17 protein-coding genes are annotated in these 22,233 nt (G+C 55.6%); 1 reads left to right on the top strand and 16 read right to left on the bottom strand.

The genetic code is table 11. The annotated features are described in order from the left end of the window. Nucleotides 1–22: 22 nt before the first annotated feature. From ACESLM_RS05005 to ACESLM_RS04940, 14 genes are all read right to left on the bottom strand, one after another. Complete coding sequence (locus ACESLM_RS05005) at nucleotides 23–1,363, bottom strand: ABC transporter substrate-binding protein (RefSeq protein ID WP_372630279.1); 1,341 nt, start codon at nucleotides 1,361–1,363, stop codon at nucleotides 23–25. Between the two features lie 103 nt (nucleotides 1,364–1,466). Further along, nucleotides 1,467–3,089 carry a response regulator gene (locus tag ACESLM_RS05000; protein ID WP_372630278.1) on the bottom strand — a complete coding sequence of 541 codons (1,623 nt, stop codon included), beginning with the start codon at nucleotides 3,087–3,089 and terminating at the stop codon, nucleotides 1,467–1,469. Continuing rightward, entirely contained in the window at nucleotides 3,064–4,860 is a 1,797-nt protein-coding gene (locus ACESLM_RS04995; RefSeq protein ID WP_372630277.1) for a cache domain-containing sensor histidine kinase, read from the bottom strand. Before ACESLM_RS04995 ends, ACESLM_RS05000 begins: the two co-directional genes overlap by 26 nt. An 88-nt stretch (nucleotides 4,861–4,948) precedes the next feature. Further along, a complete protein-coding gene (locus tag ACESLM_RS04990) occupies nucleotides 4,949–5,797 on the bottom strand; it encodes a carbohydrate ABC transporter permease (RefSeq protein ID WP_372630276.1) in 849 nt (282 codons plus the stop codon). Continuing rightward, a complete protein-coding gene (locus ACESLM_RS04985) occupies nucleotides 5,794–6,759 on the bottom strand; it encodes a carbohydrate ABC transporter permease (RefSeq protein WP_372630275.1) in 966 nt (321 codons plus the stop codon). Before ACESLM_RS04985 ends, ACESLM_RS04990 begins: the two co-directional genes overlap by 4 nt. 478 nt (nucleotides 6,760–7,237) lie before the next feature. Next, nucleotides 7,238–8,119: a fumarylacetoacetate hydrolase family protein gene (locus ACESLM_RS04980; RefSeq protein ID WP_372630274.1), complete on the bottom strand. Its 882-nt coding sequence runs from the start codon at nucleotides 8,117–8,119 to the stop codon at nucleotides 7,238–7,240. A gap of 61 nt (nucleotides 8,120–8,180) precedes the next feature. After that, a complete protein-coding gene (locus ACESLM_RS04975) occupies nucleotides 8,181–10,895 on the bottom strand; it encodes an alpha-L-rhamnosidase (RefSeq protein WP_372630273.1) in 2,715 nt (904 codons plus the stop codon). A 36-nt stretch (nucleotides 10,896–10,931) separates the two neighbouring features. Further along, a complete protein-coding gene (locus ACESLM_RS04970; protein ID WP_372630272.1) occupies nucleotides 10,932–11,759 on the bottom strand; it encodes a carbohydrate ABC transporter permease in 828 nt (275 codons plus the stop codon). Then, nucleotides 11,759–12,628 carry a carbohydrate ABC transporter permease gene (locus tag ACESLM_RS04965; RefSeq protein ID WP_116065014.1) on the bottom strand — a complete coding sequence of 290 codons (870 nt, stop codon included), beginning with the start codon at nucleotides 12,626–12,628 and terminating at the stop codon, nucleotides 11,759–11,761. Before ACESLM_RS04965 ends, ACESLM_RS04970 begins: the two co-directional genes overlap by 1 nt. A gap of 63 nt (nucleotides 12,629–12,691) precedes the next feature. Then, complete coding sequence (locus ACESLM_RS04960) at nucleotides 12,692–14,038, bottom strand: ABC transporter substrate-binding protein (protein ID WP_372630271.1); 1,347 nt, start codon at nucleotides 14,036–14,038, stop codon at nucleotides 12,692–12,694. Nucleotides 14,039–14,077: 39 nt separating this feature from the next. Beyond that, nucleotides 14,078–14,833 (bottom strand): SDR family NAD(P)-dependent oxidoreductase, encoded by a 756-nt coding sequence (locus ACESLM_RS04955; protein WP_372630270.1) that lies wholly within the window; start codon nucleotides 14,831–14,833, stop codon nucleotides 14,078–14,080. 1 nt (nucleotide 14,834) lies between these two features. Next, nucleotides 14,835–15,854 carry a zinc-dependent alcohol dehydrogenase gene (locus tag ACESLM_RS04950; protein WP_372630269.1) on the bottom strand — a complete coding sequence of 340 codons (1,020 nt, stop codon included), beginning with the start codon at nucleotides 15,852–15,854 and terminating at the stop codon, nucleotides 14,835–14,837. A 44-nt stretch (nucleotides 15,855–15,898) separates the two neighbouring features. After that, nucleotides 15,899–16,870, bottom strand: a complete 972-nt coding sequence (locus tag ACESLM_RS04945) for a C-terminal binding protein (protein ID WP_372630268.1) — start codon at nucleotides 16,868–16,870, stop codon at nucleotides 15,899–15,901. A gap of 16 nt (nucleotides 16,871–16,886) precedes the next feature. Beyond that, the gene (locus ACESLM_RS04940; protein WP_372630267.1) at nucleotides 16,887–17,528 is read right to left on the bottom strand and encodes a cyclase family protein; all 642 of its coding nucleotides are present in this window, start codon (nucleotides 17,526–17,528) and stop codon (nucleotides 16,887–16,889) included. Nucleotides 17,529–17,873: 345 nt separating this feature from the next. Between ACESLM_RS04940 and ACESLM_RS04935 the strand changes: the two genes are divergently transcribed. Beyond that, nucleotides 17,874–18,980 (top strand): GntR family transcriptional regulator, encoded by a 1,107-nt coding sequence (locus ACESLM_RS04935; RefSeq protein ID WP_372630266.1) that lies wholly within the window; start codon nucleotides 17,874–17,876, stop codon nucleotides 18,978–18,980. A gap of 156 nt (nucleotides 18,981–19,136) precedes the next feature. Here ACESLM_RS04935 and ACESLM_RS04930 read toward each other — a convergent pair whose 3' ends face one another. Then, complete coding sequence (locus ACESLM_RS04930; RefSeq protein ID WP_372630265.1) at nucleotides 19,137–20,264, bottom strand: response regulator; 1,128 nt, start codon at nucleotides 20,262–20,264, stop codon at nucleotides 19,137–19,139. Further along, complete coding sequence (locus ACESLM_RS04925; protein WP_372630264.1) at nucleotides 20,239–22,071, bottom strand: sensor histidine kinase; 1,833 nt, start codon at nucleotides 22,069–22,071, stop codon at nucleotides 20,239–20,241. Before ACESLM_RS04925 ends, ACESLM_RS04930 begins: the two co-directional genes overlap by 26 nt. Nucleotides 22,072–22,233 lie beyond the last annotated feature (162 nt).

The raw sequence follows: 22,233 nt of genomic DNA, 5'->3' as shown, positions 1-22,233 counted from the left end.
AGGGCGATCTTTTTTCCTTGCTTTATTCGTACTCCTTCGACTTGGCGACGATTTCCTCCCAAGCCTGTTCCGGAGTGATCTGCTTGTACATGAGCTTATCGGCGATCAGCTGGTAATCCTTGCTGCGGAAATTCGGCCAGCCTCTCGGTTCGGTCTTGAACGGCTGGGCGATCGGCGCCGTCTCGCGAATGAGCTCGATGCCCATTTTATCCGCGTCCGACATATTCGGCTCCATCGCCGCCAGAATCTCGTTGTTGACGGGCACGCCGCGCGTCGTTCCGAGTATCGAACCGGCATCCTGGCTGTTGATGAACCAGTCGATAAAGCGCTTGGATTCCTCCGCGTGCTTCGTATCCGCCGAGACGCTCCAGAACATCGACGATTTCAGCCAGCCGGATCCTTCCGGACCTCTCGGCATCGTAACCATCGCCATGCCTCCGGGATTCAGGCTGTCCAGAGCGGTCGCCTGCGCCGCGTGAAGCCGGCGGATCACTACGGTCCCTTTGGCCATCAGGTCCAGGTTCGGGTCGAGCTCTTTATCGGTGATCTGAATGTCGGCCGGCGGCAAGACGCCTTCCTCTCTTAATTCGGAGAGCGTCGTTACCCACTCCATCCAGGTATCCCGATCCATGTTAAACTTGCCGTCGTCGGTAATATAGTAACCTTTGCCCTTGCTCATCTGATAGAGTCCGTACAAATCGAGTTCGCGCGTCATATCCAGCAGCGCATAGCCGCCGTCGCCGATTTTCGCCTTCGCCTCGCGCCCGAACGCCCAGTACTCCTCCCACGTCCAGCCGCTCTTCGGAGGGGTTAAGCCCAGCTTCTCGATCGCTTCTTTGTTGTAGGCGATTCCGTACGCGTTGTTGCCAAGAGAGATCGCGTACAGCTTATCCTGGTATTTTCCCGTGCCCACCAAAGATGGATCCATCTTGGACGTATCGATTCCCGAGGACAGCTCCAGCAGTTGATTGCGTCCGGCGTATTCGGCCAAGTAAGAGGAGTCCATCTGGATAATGTCGGGCGCGTTCTTGGCGGCGGATTGGGTGGACAGCTTATCCCAGTAACCGTCCCATCCCGAAAACTCCGGCTCGAAGGCGACATGGGGATTCTGCTCGGTGTACAGCTTTAACGCTTCCAGCGTAGCGTCGTGCCGCTGCTGCGATCCCCACCAGAGGATGCGCAGCTTGATCTGCTCCTTGCTCCCGGCGTTCGGAACCTTCGAGGCGCTCGCGGCGTTTTCTCCGCCGCTGCCGTTCGCGGTACCGGAGCTCGGTCCTCCCCCGCCGTTGCATGCGGCAACGATCAGACTCAGAATGCCGATAGCGACAATCGCCTTAAACGAGATTGCATTGCGTTTCATCATCGTTTACCCCTCTCAAAACAACCATTGTTATCGCTTACATCCCCATAATAGCAAGCCTCGAAAAAAGTCAGTATAAGAGAGATGCACAATGTGTTATAAAAAATTACGAATGTCTCTTGACCAGATCGGAAGGGTTGTATCCGGTATATTTCTTGAACAGCGTGCTGAAATACGGTACGTTCTTGTACCCTACCTTATCCGCCACCTCGTAGATCAGACAACCCCCGTCCACGATCATGCTTTTCGCTTTTTCCATGCGGACTCGGGTCAGGTAGACGTTAAAGGTTTCCCCCGTAACGTTACGGAAAATATTGCTTAAATGGTTGCGGGAAATGAACAGCTTCTCGGCCAAATCTTGCAGCGTAATATCCTCGGAATAATGATCTTGGATGTAATCGAGAATGAATTGGATAGCCTGCTTGTGCTTCACGTTCTCATACCAACCGTGATGGCCGCAGATTTGGCGCACCATCCGTTCGAGCCAGCGGCCGAAATCTTCGGCGCCGGCGACCGCGGACAGCGACTTGTGCCACGCCTCGTCGGGGAAGATCTCCTCGAGAGACATGCCTACATCGTATAAGACATAGCTAAGGATCGCCCAAATCTCCTCGCCGATCTTGTGCAGCTCGCTCGGTTTATGAATGCCGCTCCCCTCGAGCTCCCTGACCGCTTCCCCAACGACGCTGAGCGCCTTGCTCTCCTGTCCTTGACGGACAAAATCGGCCAATTGCTGGTACATATGAATCGGCCTCGATGCCGGAAGAAGCCCCGAGCGCGACAAGGGATCGAAAATATAAACCTCCATCTCCCGGCTGACGGCGGCCTGGCGCGCCCGCAGCGCGTGAAAAGCCTCCTCAGCGGAAGCGGAGATCTCCGTGTAGCCTTGGCGAACGCTGCCCAGCCCGATCCGAATCTGAAGCCGCAAAAATTGATTCATGCACGAAATGATCCGCTTGGCCAACGACAACAGAAGTTCCCGGGCCGTTCCGTCCTCTTCGTCCGCCGGAATCGGAACGATAATCCCGGCATGATGGCCGAGCATTTCACTGTAAGCCGCATCCGGGCAGTCCTCGTCCAAAATTTCCTGCAGCACGTTGCCGATCATAAAGCGATACAGATGCCAATCCGAAATGCGGATGTCCGTTACCCTGATCGTGGGTATGAGTTCGATGCCCATGACGGCGAAACCGGAGTAGCCGTGCAACTTCGGGAGCTGTTCCCAGAGGGAGGAGGGCAGCTTGCCGATCTCGGAGCCGGACAGCAGCGATTTGACGGACTGCTTGTGCACGTAAGGCTCGTAAAGCTCCAGCTTCTGCTTAAGCTTGTCATGCTCGATCTTCGACAGAGCGGACTGCTCCAGCTCGCCGATCGCCTTCTTTAGCACCGTCTGGATCGTCTGCAGCGAAACGGGTTTAGACAGGTAGTCGTCCACGTCCAGCCTTAGCGCCTTGCGAACGTATTCAAAGTCGGAGTATCCGCTTAAAATGATGATTTTGCCATCGTAGCCTTCGTCGCGAAGCCGCTCGATCATCTCGAGCCCGTCCATGACCGGCATATAGATGTCTGTGATGACGATGTCGGGCCGGCACTTCAGAATCAGGTCGAGCCCCTGCAGGCCGTCCAACGCTTCGACTGCGCATTCCGCGCCCAACTCCTGCAGCGGAATTAGCTTTCTCATACTTCTCAGTACTTGTCTGTCGTCATCGATCAGCGCGATTTTCCACATTCCGCTCGCCTCCCGTCGGATCGTCGATATGGTCTATTCGGGGCAGGGTCACCGTTACGACGGTGCCGCCTTCCGGCCGGGGCTTGATGACCACGCCGTAAGGAGCGCCGAAGTAGGCGTCCAATCGCTCCTTCACGTTTTTGACGCCGTATCCCCCGCGTTTACGGCTGGAAGGCAGGACACCGTTCTCCGGAACGCCGGACCCATCGTCTTCAATCGTGAATTCAAGCATTTTGGCTTCTGCGACGCAGCGAATTCGAATGGTTCCCGTCAATTTTCCATGTAAACCGTGCAAAACTGCATTCTCCACGAACGGCTGCAAAGTCAGCTTCGGAATCCAGGCCTGCCGACAGCTCTCGTCCGCGTCGATCTCGAACTCCAGGCCTTCTCCCCAACGAATCTGCTGGATTTCCAGATAGCAGGACAGAAGCTCCAGCTCGTCCTCGATACGGATCCACCGGTCCCCGTTGGACAAGCCGATGCGAAACATTCGGCCCATCAGCTCCAGCACTCTGCTCATCTGATCCTGGCCCGCATCGATCGCCATCCAACTAAGCTGATGCAGCGTATTGTAGAGGAAATGGGGATTGATGTTCGCCTGCAGGGCGCTGATCTCCGCATCCCGCTTGCGGCGGTGCTGCTCGTTGAGCGAATCGTACAGCTGGATAATTTTGTCGGACATGCTGAGGAACCCGTTGAACATCGCGCCGTACTCGTTGTTATAATCGCCCGGCAGCTCAACCGGCTTGCGGTCTACGGAGAACTTCCCCATGGCGGGCAGCAGTTGGCCGATCGGCCTGGTAAACTGCCTCGCGATGTAGTGGGTAACGAACAGTACGGCAACGAGCGCGTACAGGCCGATCCATGTCAGGGTAAGCGCAAGCTTCAAGCTTCCTCGCGTTATTTCTGGATAGGGGGTTAGCTCGCTCATCTTCCAATCGGTGGAGTAATCTTGATTCCACACCAGCAGATATTCGCGTCCTTCCTCCCACCCCCCGTCCGTCTGACGGACAACCCGAAATCCGGATGCCGACTTCGTCTCGGAGACGAAGCGGGACAGCGCTTCCAACATGTCGCCCGGGTCGCCCTGCAGCATCGGGCGTCCACCCGAATCGTACAAATATCTGATCGTAGACTCGCTGTCGCCGCTGCCGGCTATCCGCTCATGAATGGCGGCAGCCTTCACGTGGAAGACGATCGCCCCGGCATATTCACCCTGGTTGGAATACACCTTGCGCGCATAACTCAGTACATTGCGGCCGCCTCGGGAAGTCCTGTGCGTCCTCTCCCCGATCCAGGCGTCATCGCTTAAGGCGATATCCTCGTGCCAAGGCTCCGCCACCAGCTCGTCATATCCCAGAAGACGTACGCCGAACTCTTGCGTATTGCTGGACAGACCCGCTTCATAGAAAATGTACAAATCAATCGAATCGATGATGGTAGAACTGTATGCGATTTGCGCCAGCTGCCATTCGAGGCCCTTCCTCTTCTGGTACGTCTGGTAGTTGGTTCGATCGCTCTCCGCGAACTCCTCCAACCGCAAATTTTGCGAAGTCGCCAGCGCCGTCTGCTCGATTCCGACCAGTTGAATGGAAAGCTGCTTGTTCAGCTCGCCGAGGAGCTGCTGCTGGTAGTGGAACGTATTTCGAACGAATTCCTTCGACGAAGTCGTATAGCCGAACCAGATGACGACGCAGAGCAGCAGCACCATAAAGCCGGCAATCGATCCGAACAGCAGATGATAAATTTTAAAGGACTTAAACGGATTCAACGGATCACCAGCCTCTCCATGTTCCCATTATACTCGAGATACTCGGGAGTTAGATCGGTGATTGACGAAAAATGTCGAATGACACTCGCTATCCTTTGATCCCTGTTGTCGCGATCCCTTCCACGAAATGCCGCTGCGCGAGCAAGAAGATGATCACCGCGGGAACGATAGAGAGCAACGACATCGCCAGCATCTGCCCCCATTCCATCGCGCTCTGCGTATCCATGAACAACCGAAGCGCCAGCTGGATCGTATATTTGTCAACGGAATTGATATAGATCAGATGCCCGAAGAAGTCGTCCCAATTCCATAGAAAGGCGTAGATTCCGACCGTCACGAGCGCGGGCTTCGTCAACGGCAGCACGATTCGCCAGTAGATGCCGAAATAGGTGCAGCCGTCGATCTTCGCCGATTCGTCCAGCTCTCTGGGAATGCCCCGAATGAACTGCACGAGAAGGAAAATGAAGAAGGAGCCGCCCACTCCCACTCCAAGCGCGCTGGGAGCCCAAAATGGAAGATACGTATTCACCCAGCCGAACGCGTTAAACATGACGTATTGCGGGACGAGCGTAACCTGACTTGGAAGCATCAAGGTGACCAGCACCAGACCGAACCAGATTTTCTTCAGAGGAAAATCCAGCCGCGCGAAGCCGAACGCGACCAAGCTGCAGGATACGAGCGATACCAGCACGACTCCGAACACAAGCTCGAACGTGCTTATATAGAAGTGCGTGAAGCTGTAATTCGGAATGGCGGTCCATCCGTCGATGAAGTTGCGCCATTGCGGCGCGCCGGGAAACAAGGACGGGGAGCCCATCTCCGAGTTTGTCTTGAGAGAAGCGCCGATCCACCAGAAAACCGGATACATCATCGCGAAGCTGGACCCCATTAGCAGCAGATGGCGCTTCCACGTCCGTTTGCTGAGCGAAATGTTCATGCCTTCCCCTTCCTTTCATGCTCGTAGAATACCCAGTATCGGGAGGATAGAAAAATCAGCGCGGTAGCCGCCCCGATAATCAGGAGCAGAATCCAGGCCAACGATGAAGCGTAACCCATCTGCAGCCGACCGAAAGCGCGATCGTACAAATAGAGAGCGTACATATAGGTCGAGTTGACCGGCCCTCCTTGCGTAATGACGAAGGCCTGCGTGAACATCTGGAAGGAATTGATCGTCTGCAATACCACGTTAAACAGAAGGATCGGCGAGAGCATCGGCAGCGTTATGGCAAAAAATTGCTTCAGCTTGCTTGCCCCGTCGACGGACGACGCTTCGTACAAATCTCTGGATATTTGCTTAAGACCGGCCAGGAAAATGACCATGGAGGAGCCGAATTGCCACACGACCAGGATGACCAGCGTGCTTAGCGCCGTGTCCGGATCGTTGATCCAATTCACTCCCTTGATGCCGAAGAAACCGATAATCCGATTGACGATTCCGTCCGCGCCGAACATGTTTCTCCAAAGAATCGCGACCGCAATGCTGGTACCGATCAAGGAAGGGAAGTAAATAAACAGCCGGTAAGTGCCCATTCCCTTTATTTCCTTGTTGAGCAGCATGGCTACGAGCAGCGCGGAGGCGAGCTTCAGCGGCACGGATAGGACGACGAACAGCAGCGTAATCTTCAACGATTGCGCGAAGACGGAATCGTTCCCGAAGATGAGCGAGTAGTTTTTCATGCCGACCCAATTGGGCGCTTCCAGCAGTGAATAGTCCGTAAAGGAATAGTAGACGGACAGGAACATCGGCCACAATGTCAATACGAGAAACCCGATCAACCAGGGAGAAATGAACAAATATCCCGCGACCGGAGACTCCCAGCGCTCCTTGAGCTTGGAGCGAAAGCTCCGTCTCGCCTGCTTGTTTCCCGCCGACAAGGGCGGATTGTGCTGCGCATTCATGTGAACACCTCGATTGTGTGAAGAATGATGGATACGGCCCGATCGTTTTTTAAGTATAGGCAATCCGGCGCCGGGGAAAAATAAGAAAAAGTCACAATCTCTTATAAGATTTTACGAATCGCATTGCTGGGGATATATTGGATGAAGCAGGCGGCGGAGATTTCGTCTTCGCAAGCGGAGGAGGACGACTCGCGTTCATCCGGCGTGTTCAACGGATTCGTTCTGCTGAACAGCCGCGAGTGAGATCTGCAGCTGATCAAGGCTAATCTGCTGAACGATTGGAACATTTCCGGTTCACCAGAGAGATTGAGGAATAAACGGAAGGCACGCTCATGTTCGAAGCGGGAGGCTGCATGCTGGCGGTCTGCTTCGTCGACGCTCCGGTTCCAGACGGGGAAGCCGAGAAGATGGAGGCTTAGACCCTTCAAGCGCAAAAAGCGGCCCGCCTTCGAAGCTCGAGGGCGGGCCGCTTTCGTTGTCAGGATGGGCGTTCGGCGACAAAACGGTTCGTCAGCGAGCCCAGCTTCTCGATCTCAATCGTCACTTCGTCGCCCGGCTGCAAGTACACTTGCCGCTCCGGAGGCAGTCCGAGCACAACGCCTTCCGGCGTACCCGTCAAAATCACATCCCCAGGAACCAGCGTCATATGCCGGGAAATGTAGCTGACGATCTCGTCGACATAGAAAATCATGTCGGATGTATTGGAGCTTTGGCGGACTTCCCCGTTCACGATCGCACGGATCGCCAACGCGTTCGGATTCCCGACTTCGTCCGCCGTCACCAGGTACGGCCCGAGCGGACTGAAGTCGTCGCACGTCTTGCCAAGCAACCACTGATGGGTGCGAAGCTGCAGATCGCGCGCGGACAAATCGTTCACGCAAGCATAGCCGAATACGTGTTCAAGAGCGCTTTCCTTGGCGACATTCTTCGCTCTCTTGCCGATCACGACGGCCAGTTCCGCTTCGTAGTCCAGCTTACGGGTGACTTCGGGCACGGCGATCGGCTTCAAGTGTCCGGTCAGCGTGTTGTTGAACTTGTTGAACAGAATCGGATACTCCGGAATCGCCGCGTTCGTCTCTTCCGCGTGCTTGCGGTAGTTCAGACCGACGCAGATGATTTTGTTCGGCCGCGTGACGCAGGGCCCCCACTCCAGAGCCGATTCGTCCAGCACGTATTCGGACGAAGCCGACAAGTCCAATCCCCCGATCGCCCTCTCCAGCTCCGCCGCTTTTTCCGCGCCGCCTTCAATGACTTCCATAACGTCGCAAGTCAACCCGGCCCCAGCCAGGTCTACGACGCCGGCGTCCGTTTTCACGCCGAGCCGCTGTCTTCCGTTTCTGACGAACGTTAACAGTTTCATAGTTCCCAGTCCTCCATATTCTATTCTGATCTTATTTACCGCTCTACTTGGACCCCTGCCGTCAGGCCGTGACCGTAAAGCGGTAAGCGCCCGGCTGGCAAAGATAGGCCGCGGTTTCTCCGTCCCGCCTCAGGAGAGCAACGCCTTCCGCCTGTTCGGCGGGCAAGCCGCTTTCCGTGACCGTCGCTCCGAACTTCAGCGGAATGACAACCTCTCCGGAAGCGTTGGACGGGATCGTCACGCGCATTTCCAATTCGCCCCGATCGGTTACTTCCCAAGCGGACTCGATCAACCCTTTGATGCAGCGATAGCGGACGTCGGCCTTGCGCAGCCGCTCGTTGATTCTCGGCTGGATGACGATTTTCTTGTATCCCGGCTCCGCAGGATGGATGCCTCCCATATAGCGGTACATCCATTCGCCGACCGATCCTAACGCATAGTGGTTAAAGGAATTCATCAGCGTATTCTGGAATCCCTTCTCCTCCGTCCATCCGTCCCACCGTTCCCAGATTGTCGTGGCGCCTTCATGGATCGTGTACATCCAGGACGGATAAGTATCCTGTTGCAGCAGACGATAAGCAACGTCGTCGTATCCGAATTCGGACAGCACAGGGAGCAGGAAGCGGATGCCATGAATGCCGGTAGTAATGTGCCAATCCTCGATCTCGATACGGCCGACGAGATGCCGGGCCGCTTGCTCGCGCTTGTCCTCCGGAAGCAGCTCCATAAACAGCGCCATAGCGTAAGCCGTCTGCGTATTCCCGCTGATGCGGGCGTCTTCGTCCACGAACTCCCGGTTAAACGTCTCTTTGATTTCTTCGTGCAGCTCAGCATATTGACGCTCGTCCTCCGACTTGCCGAGAACGCCCGCAATATCCCGCATCATGCCGGCGACATAAGCGTAATAAGCGGTTCCGAACACTTCGAATGGCGTCGTCGAGAACGCGCTGTAACGAGTGCTGCCGTGCTGCTCGTCGGTCAGATCGGCCGCGGGAATGGACAGCCAGTCCCCGTACTGCGGCCTGTTCCACCGCACATGACCCGGATACAACATTCGGTTATAGCGAATCCAACGGCTCATCGCCTCGTAATGCCGCTCGAGAATGCGCTTGTCGCCGTAGATTCGGTACATATTCCACGGAATCACGACGCCGGCGTCCGCCCATCCCGAAGAACCGACGAGCGGATAGGCCGAGATCGTGGAATACGGCAAATGCGGCGAGACGTCGGCAAACGCCCCTGTCGGTTTCTGCGCATCCTCGACGTCGATCATCCACTTCTTGAAAAAAGAGGCGACTTCCATATTAAAGCTGGCTGTAAACGAGTAGATTTGCGCATCTCCCATCCAGCCCGCTCTCTCGTCGCGCTGCGGGCAATCCGTAGGCACGCTGAGGAAATTGCCGCGCTGCGTCCATAAAATGTTGCTGAACAGGCGATTCACCATCTCGTCCGAAGTCTCGATCTGGCCGGTGACGTCCATCGCGGAGTGAATCACTTCGCCGACCAGGCATTCTTCCGTCAGCTCCCCGGGATATCCGTCGAACTCGACGAACCGGAAGCCATGAAAGGTGAAGGTCGGCTCGTATGTCTCGTTCCCCGAACCGTTCGCGATATAGACGTCGAGCTGTTTCGTGTTGCGAAGATTGTCCGTATACAGCTCGCCTTCGCGAGTGAGCACCTCGCCGTGACGAATCGTTATCCGGTCGCCCCATTCGGCGTTTGTCGGAAGCTTCGCGATCACTCGGCCAACCATGTTTTGCCCCATATCGACGATATATTTGCGAGGCGCGACCCGCGTTATTTTTTGCGGCTTAAGCCTCATCGTCACTTTGATATCAGGACCGCACTGCGCGTTCAAATACCCTTTGTAGTCGAAGTTGACGCTCGGGTCCAGCCAACCGGGCGCCTCGTAACCGAATTCGTTCCATCCCGGCATCTCGAGTCTTGCGTCGCATATTTCGCCCATGATCAAGTCGGAGGAAACAATCGGCCCGAAGGAAGCTTTCCAGCTTTCGTCCGTCGCCACGTACGACGAGCTGCCGTCCTCGTACTCGATGTTCAACTGCATCAAGCCAAAAGGATCTGTGCCGTATTTTTGAAAATCGTACAACCCGACGTAACCGGCATACCAGCCCTGGCCCAGGGTCAGACCTATGCCGTTGCCGCCTTGCCGGAGCATTCCGGTCACGTCGAAGGTCTGATAATACACCCGGGTATTATAATCGGTAAATTCCGGAGAGAAGACGTACTCGCCGACTTTGCATCCATTGATATGACAAACGTACAAGCCGAGCGCCGTGGCATACATCGTCGCGCGCTTGACCGGCTTGACGATCTCGAACGTCTTGCGCAGATAGACCGAAGGCTTCTGAATTTCTGTGTTCGGCAAGACGTCGGATTTCAGGCCGATCCACTTGCCCTTCCATTCGTCACGGCGCAGCAGTCCCATCGACCAGCTTCCGTAGGACCAGGCGGAAGGCTCGTCATTTTGATTCCATATTTTCACTTTCCAATAATACCGCTGCCCCGATTGCAGCTCAGCGCCCGCATACTCCACGTGCTCCGACTGCTCCGACGCAACCTTGCCGGTATCCCATGCACGGCCGTCTTCGGCATCGAGAAGCGACAGTTCGGTCGCCGCGAGAATGCGATAGGCCGTTTGACGAGCCCCTCTGCCCGAAGCTTCCATAGACCAGCCGAGCCGGGGACGCGGTTCGTCAATGCCTTGCGGATTTTCCAAATATTCGACTCTTAACCGTTCTGGGCGGAATGTCATATGAGCACCTCGTTCGTTGGGGTTTGTCCATAAGCGTCAGCCTTTGATGGCGCCGGCCGTCATGCCGGCAATAATGAAGCGCTGCGCGAAAAAGTAAATGATCAGAAGCGGAGCCGAGATGATCAGAATGTTGGCGAAAACAAGATTCCACATCGATCCGAATTGTCCGATAAATAAGTACATGGTCAGAGGCAGAGTCATCTGTTTGCCGCTGGACAAGAAATAGAGTACGTACATAAAGTCGTTCCAGACGAAGGTCGAGTTAAAGACAAACAGCGTGACCATGATCGGTCCCATTAGCGGAAGAACGATCCGAAAAAACAATTTATATTTGCCGCAGCCGTCAATGATGGCGGCTTCGTCGATCTCTTTGCTGATGCTCTTCAGGAACTGGTTCGCCAAAAATACGCTGAGCGGCGAACGGGTCGCCACGTTGATCAGGACGACGCCAAGAATCGTTCCGTTCAGATGGAAAAAGCTAAGCACCTTGTAAAGCGGAACGATGGCGGGAGGAACGACGAGACCCAGCATAACCAATACGTTTAATGCCGCACTCCAACCGTCTTTTCTTCGCTGAATCGCGAATGCGGCCATCGCGGCCGAGATCAGAATGATCGCTACGCTCGAGAAGGTGAGCACGATGCTGTTCGTAAAGGCGAGCGGCAGATCTGCGACTTCGAACACTTTCGAATAATTGCTCCATTCCAGCTTCGAAGGGAAGGCAAGGCCCAATTCGCTCGCTTCAGCGGGCGACTTCAACGAATTGATGAAGATGAGGTAAAAAGGAACGAGGATAAGCAAGCTCAAAGCGGATAACACGGCAATGAGAACGATTTGTCCAACCGGAAGGGAACGCGTTTTCATCACACTTCAACCTCCCGTTTGTCCAGGAATTTCCTCATCGTAACGGTAAGCGTAATTACGATCACGAATATAATCAGCTCTCCGGCGGTAGCCAGTCCGTATCGGCCCATGGCGAATTGCTTGTAGACCAATGTTTTCAATACTTCCGAATAATAACCGGGTCCGCCGCCCGTCGTGACGAATACGAGATCGAATTTCGTCAATCCGACGATAAGCGCGAAAATGACGTTGGCGTTAAACGCCGACGCAAGCATCGGAAACGTAATATAGCGGAACTTCTTCCAGGGTCCCGCACCGTCTATGGAGGCCGACTCCATCATGTCGGAGGGGATAGTCTGCAGCGCCGCGATAAAAATCGCCAAGTGGAAACCGGCCGATTTCCAGACGTCGATGAAGACTAAGGAGTAGATGACCTGACCTTTCTCGATGAGCCAATTCAGCGCCAAAAAATCCAATCCTATCGCTCGCAGCGCTTTGTTCAACACGCCGATCTCCGGATGCATGATCGCAGTAAACAGGACGCCGATCGCGATATAGCTCAGAACGTAAGGGGAGAAGAAGATCGTACGAAAAAAGTTGCTGGCAATGCAATGATACAGCGCCATGGCAAGCGCAAGGGACACTCCGACTTTAAGGACGATCGACAGAATCGTAAAAATAGCGGTATTGGCCAGCGCCGTGGAAAACACCGGGTTGTTGAACATCTCGACAAAGTTGCTGAACCCGGAAAACTTCGCGGATGTCAGATCCCAGTCGGTAAACGCATAGTAGAAGCTGAACAAAGTAGGCAAAACGAAAAAAATGCCGTAGATGAGCAGCCAAGGAATAGCGAAGCTAATCGAGTAGGTTTTGCGTTCCAATTTATGCAATCTGATCTCCCCTATCCGATATTGAAGCCCCGTACGGGGCTCCAATATCCGTTATGCCGTCTATCAGAATCCCGGGGCGCCTTTGGCTTTCGCGTTCTTCGCAAGAATGTCGGACAACTCTGCGGCAAGATCCGCACCCGATTTCTGGCCCATCAGAATTTCTTGTACCGTTTGACCGAACGCGCCCATGTTGGCGACGACGCTGAAGTCGACTGTAGCGAACTGCTTCGCCGTTTTGGTGACTTCGATCATTTCTTTTACCGGATCAAGCAGTTTCGATTCGTCAAGCTCGACGCCTTTGTAAGCCGGTACGCCGGCTGCCGGCAACGTGTCGAAGTAAATCTTCTGTCCTTCGGAAGAGGCGAAGAACTCGATGTACTTCTTGACGGCGTCGGCGTTTTTGCTCGATTGCGGAATACCGTAGATCATTGGAGGCCATACGGTAACCGTCTTATCGCCTTCGACCGGCCATGGGAAGAAACCCACGTCGTTGATCAGGTCAGGCATCGTGTCCAGAATGGTGCTGAAGGCGCTCGTCAGCACCGGATACATGCCCGCCTTGCCCTCGGAAATGGCTTGCAAGCCGTTCGTGTACGTAGCGGACAAGTAGTCGCTGTTCACGTAGCCTTGATCGACCATCTTCTTCATCGTATCGAACGCTTCGATGAAATGAGCAGCGTCCTTGAACGTAGCTTGATTCGTATTGATTTTGTCCAGTATGCCCGGGCTCTGCAGTTGGTCGTACGAGAAGGCGGCAAGTCCAGGAATTTGCAGCGTCCAGGAATCCTTCGCCGACAGGTAGAGCGGAACCTTGCCGGCCGCTTTCAGCTTCTCGCTGACGGCGAACAGTTCGTCGAGCGATTGCGGAATGCTGACGCCCGCCTCCGTAAACGCTTTCTTGTTATACGCGATTCCGCCAAATTTCAGCGCCTGTCCCGGCACGCCGTATACTTTGCCGTCCTGTTCTACGTAATAGGGCTTGATGTCGTCCAATATATTTTGAACGATCGGCATGTCCGACAGGTCGATCAGTTTGTCCTTCGCCTGCAGGTCGTCTCGCGTCCTCGCGCCCGGGTGATAGCTGATCAAATCCGGAAGATCGTTCGTACCGGCTTTTACTTTGTAGATTTGTTCCATTTGCTCCAGAGGCAGCACTTGAATGTCGAGCTCGACGCCGACCGCTTCGCCGATCGCTTTCATCCACACGTCGCGGCTCGGGCTGTCTCCGCCCACCGCATGAGATATCGTAACCTTTTTGCCCGTGTTCGCCGATCCGGCCGGTTCGGAGGAGCCTGCGGGCGACGTTGCGGTCGAACCGGAGGGACTCGCGTTATTGCCGCCGCATGCGGTTGCGGCGACTAAAGCGGCGGCGGATAATGAGAATAGCGCTGTACGAATGACTTTTGACATCTTGAAAAACCCTCCCTGATTTCTTTTTATTTTTTGGCGTTACATCGCAAGCAAACCACCGTCGACGTACACCGTAGTTCCGGTGACGTAATCCGAATCCTCGTGCGCCAGGAACACCGCGGTACCAGCCAGATCGTCCGGCTCTCCCATGCGGCCCCAAGGAATTCTCTTGACGGTCTCTTCTCTCATGCCCGGCTTGGAGAACTCCTCCATGCTGATATCCGTATCGATGACGCCGGCGCCGATCGCGTTGACGTTGATCCCGTATTGGGCCAACTCAAGCGCCATGCACTTGGTCATGATTTTAATGCCGCCTTTGGTCATGGCATACTGGGTCAAATCGGCAGTGCCGACTTCTTCGGAAATAGAGGACATATTGATAATTTTCCCGCCTTTGCCCTGCCGAATCATCTCCTTCGCCGCCCGCTGGCCGCTGAAGAACGTTCCGAACAAATTGACGTTCCAAATTTTCCTCACCGTCTCCGGTTCGACTTCGATAAAGGGCTGGAATACGGCAATTCCCGCATTGTTCACGACGATATTGATTTCGCCGAATTTCTCCAGCGTCTTATCGTACAGCCGATTGATCTGATCGAGATCGGAAACGTCGCACACGATGCCGATCGCGGATCCGCCTTCCCGGCGGATCGATTCCGCCACCTCCTCGCACAGCTCCGCGTTCGTGCCCGATACAACCACGTTCGCTCCTTCTCTGCCGTAGCGGACGGCGATTCCTCTGCCGATCCCTCTGGTGCTGCCCGTTACGATAGCCGTTTTGCCCGCTAACCTGCTCATTTTACCTCGCTCCTTCTGAAAGATTGATGATATATTTGCTGAACTTGGCCTTGCCGTCGGCAAGATCCGCAAACACTCCGACCGCATCCTCCAATCCGCATGTCGACGACCAGCCCTCCCCGGTTACCTTGCCTTGAGACAACAACTTGACCGCCTGCTCGAAATCTTCGTCCGAATACGTGTACGATCCGACGATCGCGATTTCCTGACGCACGACGTGGTTCATGGAGAGCAAGGATTGATCTTGTCCCAGTCCTACCGCTACGATCGTGCCGCCGGGATTAATGCTACGGACCGCATCCTCTCGAGTGGATTGAACGCCTACGCAATCGATGATCGTATCCACTCCGCGCGCGCCGAACAACTTCTTGCGCGCCTCCTCCGCCTGCTCCGGCGTTGCGGTCTCGGCGCCGAGCTGCTTGGCGAAAGCAAGCCTGTCGGGTTGTCTGTCTATCACCAGCGCGCGATCGGCGCCCATCGTCAACGCCGCTTGCAGCGTTAACAGCCCGATCGGCCCGGCTCCGTAGATCATCAAATTTTCATACGGCTTCAACCCCAGCTTGACCGCATGGATGCACACCGCGAGCGGCTCCGCCAAGGAGGCCAGGCTGGAGTCCATTGCCGCGGGTACGGAATATAGATTCGCTGCGGGTACGGCGACGAATTCCGCGAACGCTCCCGGACGGTGTATTCCGACGATCTGCCGGTTGCGGCAGATGTTCCCCTTGCCGATCCGGCAGCGGTCGCACGTCCCGCAAGAGACGAGCGGGTTCGCGATGACCTTGCTTCCGATCGCGAACCGGTTTACATCGCTCCCCAAACGAACGATCGATCCGCAAAATTCGTGCCCCATCACGAGGGGTGGTTTTCTAATACTGCTGTGTCCCAAATACCCTTCCAATTCACTGCCGCAAATCCCGACGGCTTCAACGCGAAGAATCGCCTCGTCCGGTTTCGGTTCCGGAACGTCTCTCTCCTCGACCGCCAACTGTCTGGCTCCCAGATATACAAGTGATTTCATTGCCGCTTTCAACCTCCGCCGCTTCGGTTACGTTCCGTTACAAACTAATCTTTGCCGACTCCGTTCACCACGTGCAGCAGACGCTCCCCGGAAAACAATCTTTTGATTTCGAGCGCCGCATACTCCTGTAGACGAAGAAGAGAGCTTTCCGAATACCAGGCGCAATGACTCGTGACGAGGCAATTGTCCAGCTTCAGCAGCGGGCTGTCGGAAGCAATCGGCTCCTGCTCCAGCACGTCGACCGCGGCTCCCGCGATCTTGCCGTCGCGAAGGGCGTCAATCAAGGCGTCGGTGTCGACCGTCCCTCCGCGGGAGGTATTGACCAGGAAGCTTGTCGGCTTCATCTTGTCGAAGGCCTCCGCGTTCAACATCCGTTTTGTCGCCGGCGTAAGCGGCATGTGGACCGACAAAATGTCGCTGCGGGCGAGCAGCGTCTCCCACTCCGCCTTCTCCACGCCCATTTCGGCCATAGCCGACTCGTTGACGTACGGATCATAGGCAATCGTTTTAAGACCGAACGCCGCCGCCCGCTTCAGCACCGCTTTCGCGATATTGCCGAATCCGGCCAAGCCGATCGTTTTGTCCTGCAGACCGATAATCGGCCGGCAGGGGGAAATGTCCCATATGCCGTCTCTCACCCGTTGCACGACTTGAGGAATTTTGCGAACGATGGCCAGCATCAAGGAAAGCGTATGATCGGCCACTTCCTGAACCGCGTAATCGGGAACGTTCACGACGGGGATATTTTTGCGTTTGGCCGCTTCGAGATCGACGTTGTCGACTCCGATGCCGTATCTCACGATCACCCGGCATTTCTCGAACGATTCGATCGCTTCCGCCGTCACCGGCGCCCACTGGGTCAACACGGCGTCCGCGTCGCGGCACAGAGCGGCGACCTCGCTCTCCGTCCGGCATTGCCCTTCGGCGAAAGCGAAGCCCAGCGGCTGTAAAATGCTCTTCTCTTGCTCCAAGTCGGGAAATCCGGAATCCGTAACCGCTACCAAGTACTTGCTCATCTTTTCCCTCCGCCGTTTATTTCCGCATCGCCAGCGCTCTTACCGGCGAACCGTCGCGCCCCTTGATTCGCAAAGGCGCCGCCATGAAAAAGAATTCGTCCGCTCCAATGTCGCCCAGATTCGCCAATCCTTCCACGATGACGATCTCCGCTTGCAGCAAAATTTTATGAACCGGGTCGAAATCGGTCGGATTCGGCGTCGGGACGTCCATGCCGATCATCGCGATTTTACGTTCCGCCAGCCATTGCGCCAGTTCGATTGTCATGTAGGGAAAATCGGAAAAATAGCGCTTCTGCGGATATTGCTTAAACCAGTCCGTGCGGTAGATAAGCCGGGTTCCTTCGCCGATCCGGTGAGCCTCGGAAGCGAAATCTTCAATCGTGATCGCTTCCTTGGGCTTCTTATGGGACAAATCGACGAGCAGCGCGTCTCCGATGCACTTGTTCAAATCGAGCTGCTCCACTGTCTTCCCGTCGTCGAGGAAATGGAATGGAGCGTCCAGATGAGTGCCTTGATGAGTGCTCATGACGAGCTGCGAAATGTTGTACCCCATACTGTCGACCGTGTGATGGACGATGACCGCGCATTTCGGATCCAGAGGAAACGTCGGTGCGGCATGGTAAATATCCAACGACAAATCCACGATGTTTCCGTTCATTGTTCTCCAACCCCCCAAAAAGTTATATCCAATTCCTCAGAAACAAAGAGCGATAAATCCCTGCCACTCTAAGGGTAAGCGTTTGCAAATCAAGATTAACATCGGTAAATTGGTTATGTCAATACGTTATTTTAATTTTAAAGTTATATTAGTATTATCATATTGGAAAGATTAGGGTTAACATCAGCATCTGGATCAATCCATTATTGGTACTTCCCGAAAGTTTTCATTGGATTACTCCACAATACCCTCTATTGATATATCAATATTAATGTTATATACTTTCATCAAAATCCCGAAAACGGGGATTCGACTTTATCAACGATTCCGGAGTGGATCCAGAACATGAACGCGAAGAAGCCTTTATACTCGCAAATTCAGGATTATATTATCGCGCAGATAGAGAGAGGCCTTTGGCCGCCGCACTATCAAATCCCTCCCGAACGGGAAATCGCCGATCAGTTTCAGGTCAGCAGAATCACGGCGAAACATGCCATGCTCGGTTTGGTGAACGACGGTTTTCTCTACCGGCACCGAGGCAAAGGAACCTTCGTCGCCGATCGAAACCAAAGCTCCCTCCCAACGGAGACCCATCAGACGCCCTTCCTTCCTCTGCAGCACCGCACGAAGATGATCGGTTTCATCATGCCGTGGATGGAGTCCCACTACTCGTCCATGCTGATTTCCGGAGTCGAGTCCGCATTGACTCAGCTTTCCTATCACTTCGTATTCAAGAGAATCTCAAATCGCGAGGAGGAATCCGAGACGATCCACGACTTTCTGAACATCCCAGTGGACGGCATGATTATCGTGGCCAGCCAAGGAGAGCAGCATTTCAACGATGATATTGTCCGCCTTGTACTGAACAAGCATCCCGTCGTTCTCGTCGAGAGAACGATGCGCGACATTCGTACCAACGGCGTATTTTGCAACACGAAAGAAATCGGCACGCTTATGGTAGATTACCTGATCGAGCGGAATGCCCAATCAATCGGGCTCGTGACCTACCCTCCCTTATACACGATCGGCGTAAGCGATCGGGTAAACGGGTTTCAAAACGCGCTTGCCCAGAAAGGGAAAGAACCTTTGTCTCCGGAGAGAATCCTCTCGGTATCTACTTCTATACTCGAGCAATCGAGGACGGACGACATCCCTCAGGAAATCATCGAATTTCTGGAGAACAACCGGGATCTTGACGCCATCGCCGCCGTCGACGCGCTGCTGGCCCGTTACGTCGGGAAAGCTTGCGCCGAGCTCGGCCTGCAGCATGTCCGCATCATTTGTTGCGATCAACCGCTTCTGTACCCGGATTGCGTCTCTCCGCACGCTTATATCGACCAATCTCCGTTTGAAATGGGCACGATCGCGGCGCGAATGATCGTGGATTCCATCGCAAAAGGAACCGAGCCGCGTAAACATATGCTGACGCCGCGCCTCGTCGAGCTTTCGTAATCGGACAACGAGACTTACCATGCTTGAATCTTCCATAACGAATAATCGCAAAAAGCCGGCGATGCCAGGAGTGGAACCTGACATCGCCGACTTTGAATTCCGAACCTATTCGCGAGTGTCTCTCACCTGTTGTTATCCCCTCCAACGCCTCCCGGATTAAAGGGTCAACTTCTCGTAATAGCCGGCCAAATCGTCGGGCGGGCCGATGCCCAGCTCGCGGTCGAGCAGCCGAACGTAATCGGCGTACAGCGCGTTGATTCCGTTCCTGTCCCCGATTTGCGCGCGCGCCAGCATCAGCAAGCGGACGACCGATTCGTCCAGCGGATTGCGCTGATTCAGCTTCGAAAGCAAGCTTATCGCGGCTGTCGCGTTGCCCATGGAGAGATAGGCTTCGACAAGCCTTACGGCGAGCGACGCGTACAGCTCCGCGTAACGCTCCGTTTCATGAACGGCCCAGACGTACGCCCGGTCTCCGAACAGATCGCCGGTATAGGAGCGCTCGATCCGCTGCGCCAGCTCCGCGTTGTCGGGCGTAATCGTCCGCAGCCGGCTCGCCTGCGCCTCGAACTCCGCGCAATCGATCGCGGAATCGGCCGCCAGCTCGAGCGCGTAGCCGTCGTTCTCGGAGCGCACCGCATCGCGCAAGCCGAGAGGCTCCAACGATTTGCGCAGCTGGTAGATCGACGTATTCAAGTATTTCAGCGCCTGCTCGTGCTCCATGCCCCCGAAAATATCGACGATCAGCCGGGAACGCGGAATTCTGCGGCCCCGGTGGAGCAGCAAATAAGCGAACAGCTCGGCGCATTTGCGAGAGATCCATTTGACGCGGCCCGCCGCGTTGCTTACGACGACGTCCCCCAGCAGCGTGACGGCGGTCTTGTCCGCTTCAAGCGTTGCCGGAGCCGTCTGCGGCAACGTCCAATTCGTCGTCTTCAGCGCGCGCTGAACGGTACGTTGAAGGCGCTCCTGGGTGACGGGCTTCACCAGATAATCCAGCACGGACAGTTCATAAGCATCCAGCGCGTATTCCTTGTGCGACGTGACGAAGACGATCTGCACCGGAGAACCGGCCGCGTTCATGCCGGCCGCAAAGCTCAGTCCGCTCTCGCCCGGCATGGAGATGTCCACGAAAGCGAGGCCGACGTCCCCGTTCTGCCGCAAATAGGCCTCCGCCGCTCCCGTATCCGTAAATGCGCCCGCTACCTGAATCTCCGGCAGCTTGGCCAGCATTTTACGCAAAATCAGATGCATCGTCGGTTCATCGTCCACCAAAATCGCTTTCAACGGCCTCCCGCCTCCCTTTCGCGTCGACGTGCTCTTCCCGGCCGCCCGCGGAACCGGACAACGAGAAATAGAAGGTCGTCCCCTCGTCCGGAACGCTGTCGAACCAAAGCCTTCCGCCGTGTATCCGCACGAACTCCCGTGCCAGGACGAGACCGAATCTGGCGCTGGCCGAATCGTCTCCGGGAACCGTCGGCTTGAAGAACGGCTCCTCCAGTCGAAGCAGCTCCGAAATTCGCGGATCGATCCCCGCTCCGTTATCGCGCACGGAGACGACGACCGACTCGCCTTCCAAGGCGGCGCCGACCTCGACCTCGCCTCCGACCCCCGTATACTTGATCGCGTTCGAGAGCAGATTGCGCAAGATCAAGTCCAGCATCTCCTTGTCGGCGCGCACCGCAAGCCGATCGTCGATTCGCTCCGTCAGCGCGATCCGCTTAATGCCCGCCTTCGCTCCCGCGAGCGACAGCGCCTGGCGGACGACCTGCTGCAAATTCCAGCTCATCGGACGGAACTGGACTTGGCCCTTCTGGCTGCGGTACCAGTCCAGCAATTGCTCGACCAGATGGAAGGTGCCGTGCACCTGGTCCTTCAGCTCGCGGAACAGCTCGGCATGCTCCTCCCGATCGGCGGCGGTCAGCTCCTCGCCGAGCAGCTCGGTCAGGCTGACGAGAAGCGCGATCGGGTCCCGGATATCGTGCGCGACGACGGTAAACAGCTTATCCTTGAAGGCATTCAGCTCGGCGAGCTGACGGGCGTTCTCGCGCAGCCGCGCCTCATTTTCCTTCAGCTCCGTAATGTCGTTGAGCATGAGAATTTTGCCGATCGGCTGCGCGTCCGCTTCCACAATCGGAGTTAAGCTGCAGGCGTAATGCCGGGTCCGTTCCCCGTCCGTTCGGCGAAACGGAAATTGGGCCTCTCCCGTACCGGAACCGAGAATGCTTGCCAGCAGTTCCGGGTGAGCGGACAAAGCCTTGGCAGCCTCCGCCGGATAGCGGGCAATGTCGGACAACTCGCTTAGTACGGACGCCGCAGCCCGATTAAAGCTCACGATCCGGTCGTCTCCGTCAATCAGCACAACCCCGTCCCGGATCGTATCGAACAGCTTCGCCTGCGCGAGCGGCATGAGCCGCAGCAGGTTAAAGCGATAGATTCCCCATACGTACACGATTCCCGACACGACGAATCCGAACGGCGTCAAGTCGACTTGAACGCCGAACCAGAACATCGCATTCAACAGCATCGGAGCGGCCCCGCCCAAGGCGAGAATGACGATCTGCTTGCGCATGATGGGAGGAGAACGCCAAAACATCGGAAAAAACAGCAACATTCCGCACACCATCACGCCATAATTGTAGAGGCCGTGAACCTTGTACCAGAAGCCTTTGATCGTCGTGTACAGCGGAACCGCGGAATCCGTATTCAAGATGTAACGCTCATATACGAGATGGTGCCAATCGTTGGTCAAGTGAAATCCGAACACCAGCGCCGGAACGACCATTAGCGCTGCCGACAGCTGTTTCCTTCGCTTTGCGGCGGTCCCCGTAAACTGGAGGACGAGAATCAGCCACAGCGTGGAAACGAAAGGAATGCCCAAATATTCGATCTGCAGCGACAGCTTAAACTCGTCCAGAGTTCGGCTGAGCACCTCAAGCCCATAGCCCAGCGCATAGAAGGCCGCCGTCAGCATCATGAATAGAACCGTTCTGGCTGCGGGCAGATGGCGCTTCCGGTAGGAAAGCCATGAGATGAACAGCATGATCGCCGCGGCGGCGAACAGGAGGATCGACATCCACTGCTTAATATCCACGAAGACGGCTCCCTTGCTTGCGATGATTGGCGGCCGGGTCGGAACTCCTCGGTCCGGCTCGGGAATAAAACCCCTTCGCTATCATCATAACATCCGAAGACCGCAGTCCGAATCGTTTTTTCGACATAAGGCGAGCTAGGGCGTGTATGCAACCTCCGAGGA

Source organism: Cohnella sp., from assembly GCF_041641335.1.
Classification (GTDB): Bacteria; Bacillota; Bacilli; order Paenibacillales; family Paenibacillaceae; genus Cohnella.
This window is presented reverse-complemented; position numbering and strand designations above follow the sequence as displayed.

Excerpts from the sequence above, each read along its gene's own strand:
- ACESLM_RS05005 (WP_372630279.1), bottom strand. The coding sequence starts at position 1,363 with ATGATGAAACGCAATGCAATCTCGTTTAAGGCGATTGTCGCTATCGGC.
- ACESLM_RS05000 (WP_372630278.1), bottom strand. The coding sequence starts at position 3,089 with ATGTGGAAAATCGCGCTGATCGATGACGACAGACAAGTACTGAGAAGT.
- ACESLM_RS04990 (WP_372630276.1), bottom strand. The coding sequence starts at position 5,797 with ATGAACATTTCGCTCAGCAAACGGACGTGGAAGCGCCATCTGCTGCTA.
- ACESLM_RS04985 (WP_372630275.1), bottom strand. The coding sequence starts at position 6,759 with ATGAATGCGCAGCACAATCCGCCCTTGTCGGCGGGAAACAAGCAGGCG.
- ACESLM_RS04980 (WP_372630274.1), bottom strand. The coding sequence starts at position 8,119 with ATGAAACTGTTAACGTTCGTCAGAAACGGAAGACAGCGGCTCGGCGTG.
- ACESLM_RS04975 (WP_372630273.1), bottom strand. The coding sequence starts at position 10,895 with ATGACATTCCGCCCAGAACGGTTAAGAGTCGAATATTTGGAAAATCCG.
- ACESLM_RS04970 (WP_372630272.1), bottom strand. The coding sequence starts at position 11,759 with ATGAAAACGCGTTCCCTTCCGGTTGGACAAATCGTTCTCATTGCCGTG.
- ACESLM_RS04960 (WP_372630271.1), bottom strand. The coding sequence starts at position 14,038 with ATGTCAAAAGTCATTCGTACAGCGCTATTCTCATTATCCGCCGCCGCT.
- ACESLM_RS04955 (WP_372630270.1), bottom strand. The coding sequence starts at position 14,833 with ATGAGCAGGTTAGCGGGCAAAACGGCTATCGTAACGGGCAGCACCAGA.
- ACESLM_RS04950 (WP_372630269.1), bottom strand. The coding sequence starts at position 15,854 with ATGAAATCACTTGTATATCTGGGAGCCAGACAGTTGGCGGTCGAGGAG.
- ACESLM_RS04945 (WP_372630268.1), bottom strand. The coding sequence starts at position 16,870 with ATGAGCAAGTACTTGGTAGCGGTTACGGATTCCGGATTTCCCGACTTG.
- ACESLM_RS04940 (WP_372630267.1), bottom strand. The coding sequence starts at position 17,528 with ATGAACGGAAACATCGTGGATTTGTCGTTGGATATTTACCATGCCGCA.
- ACESLM_RS04935 (WP_372630266.1), top strand. The coding sequence starts at position 17,874 with ATGAACGCGAAGAAGCCTTTATACTCGCAAATTCAGGATTATATTATC.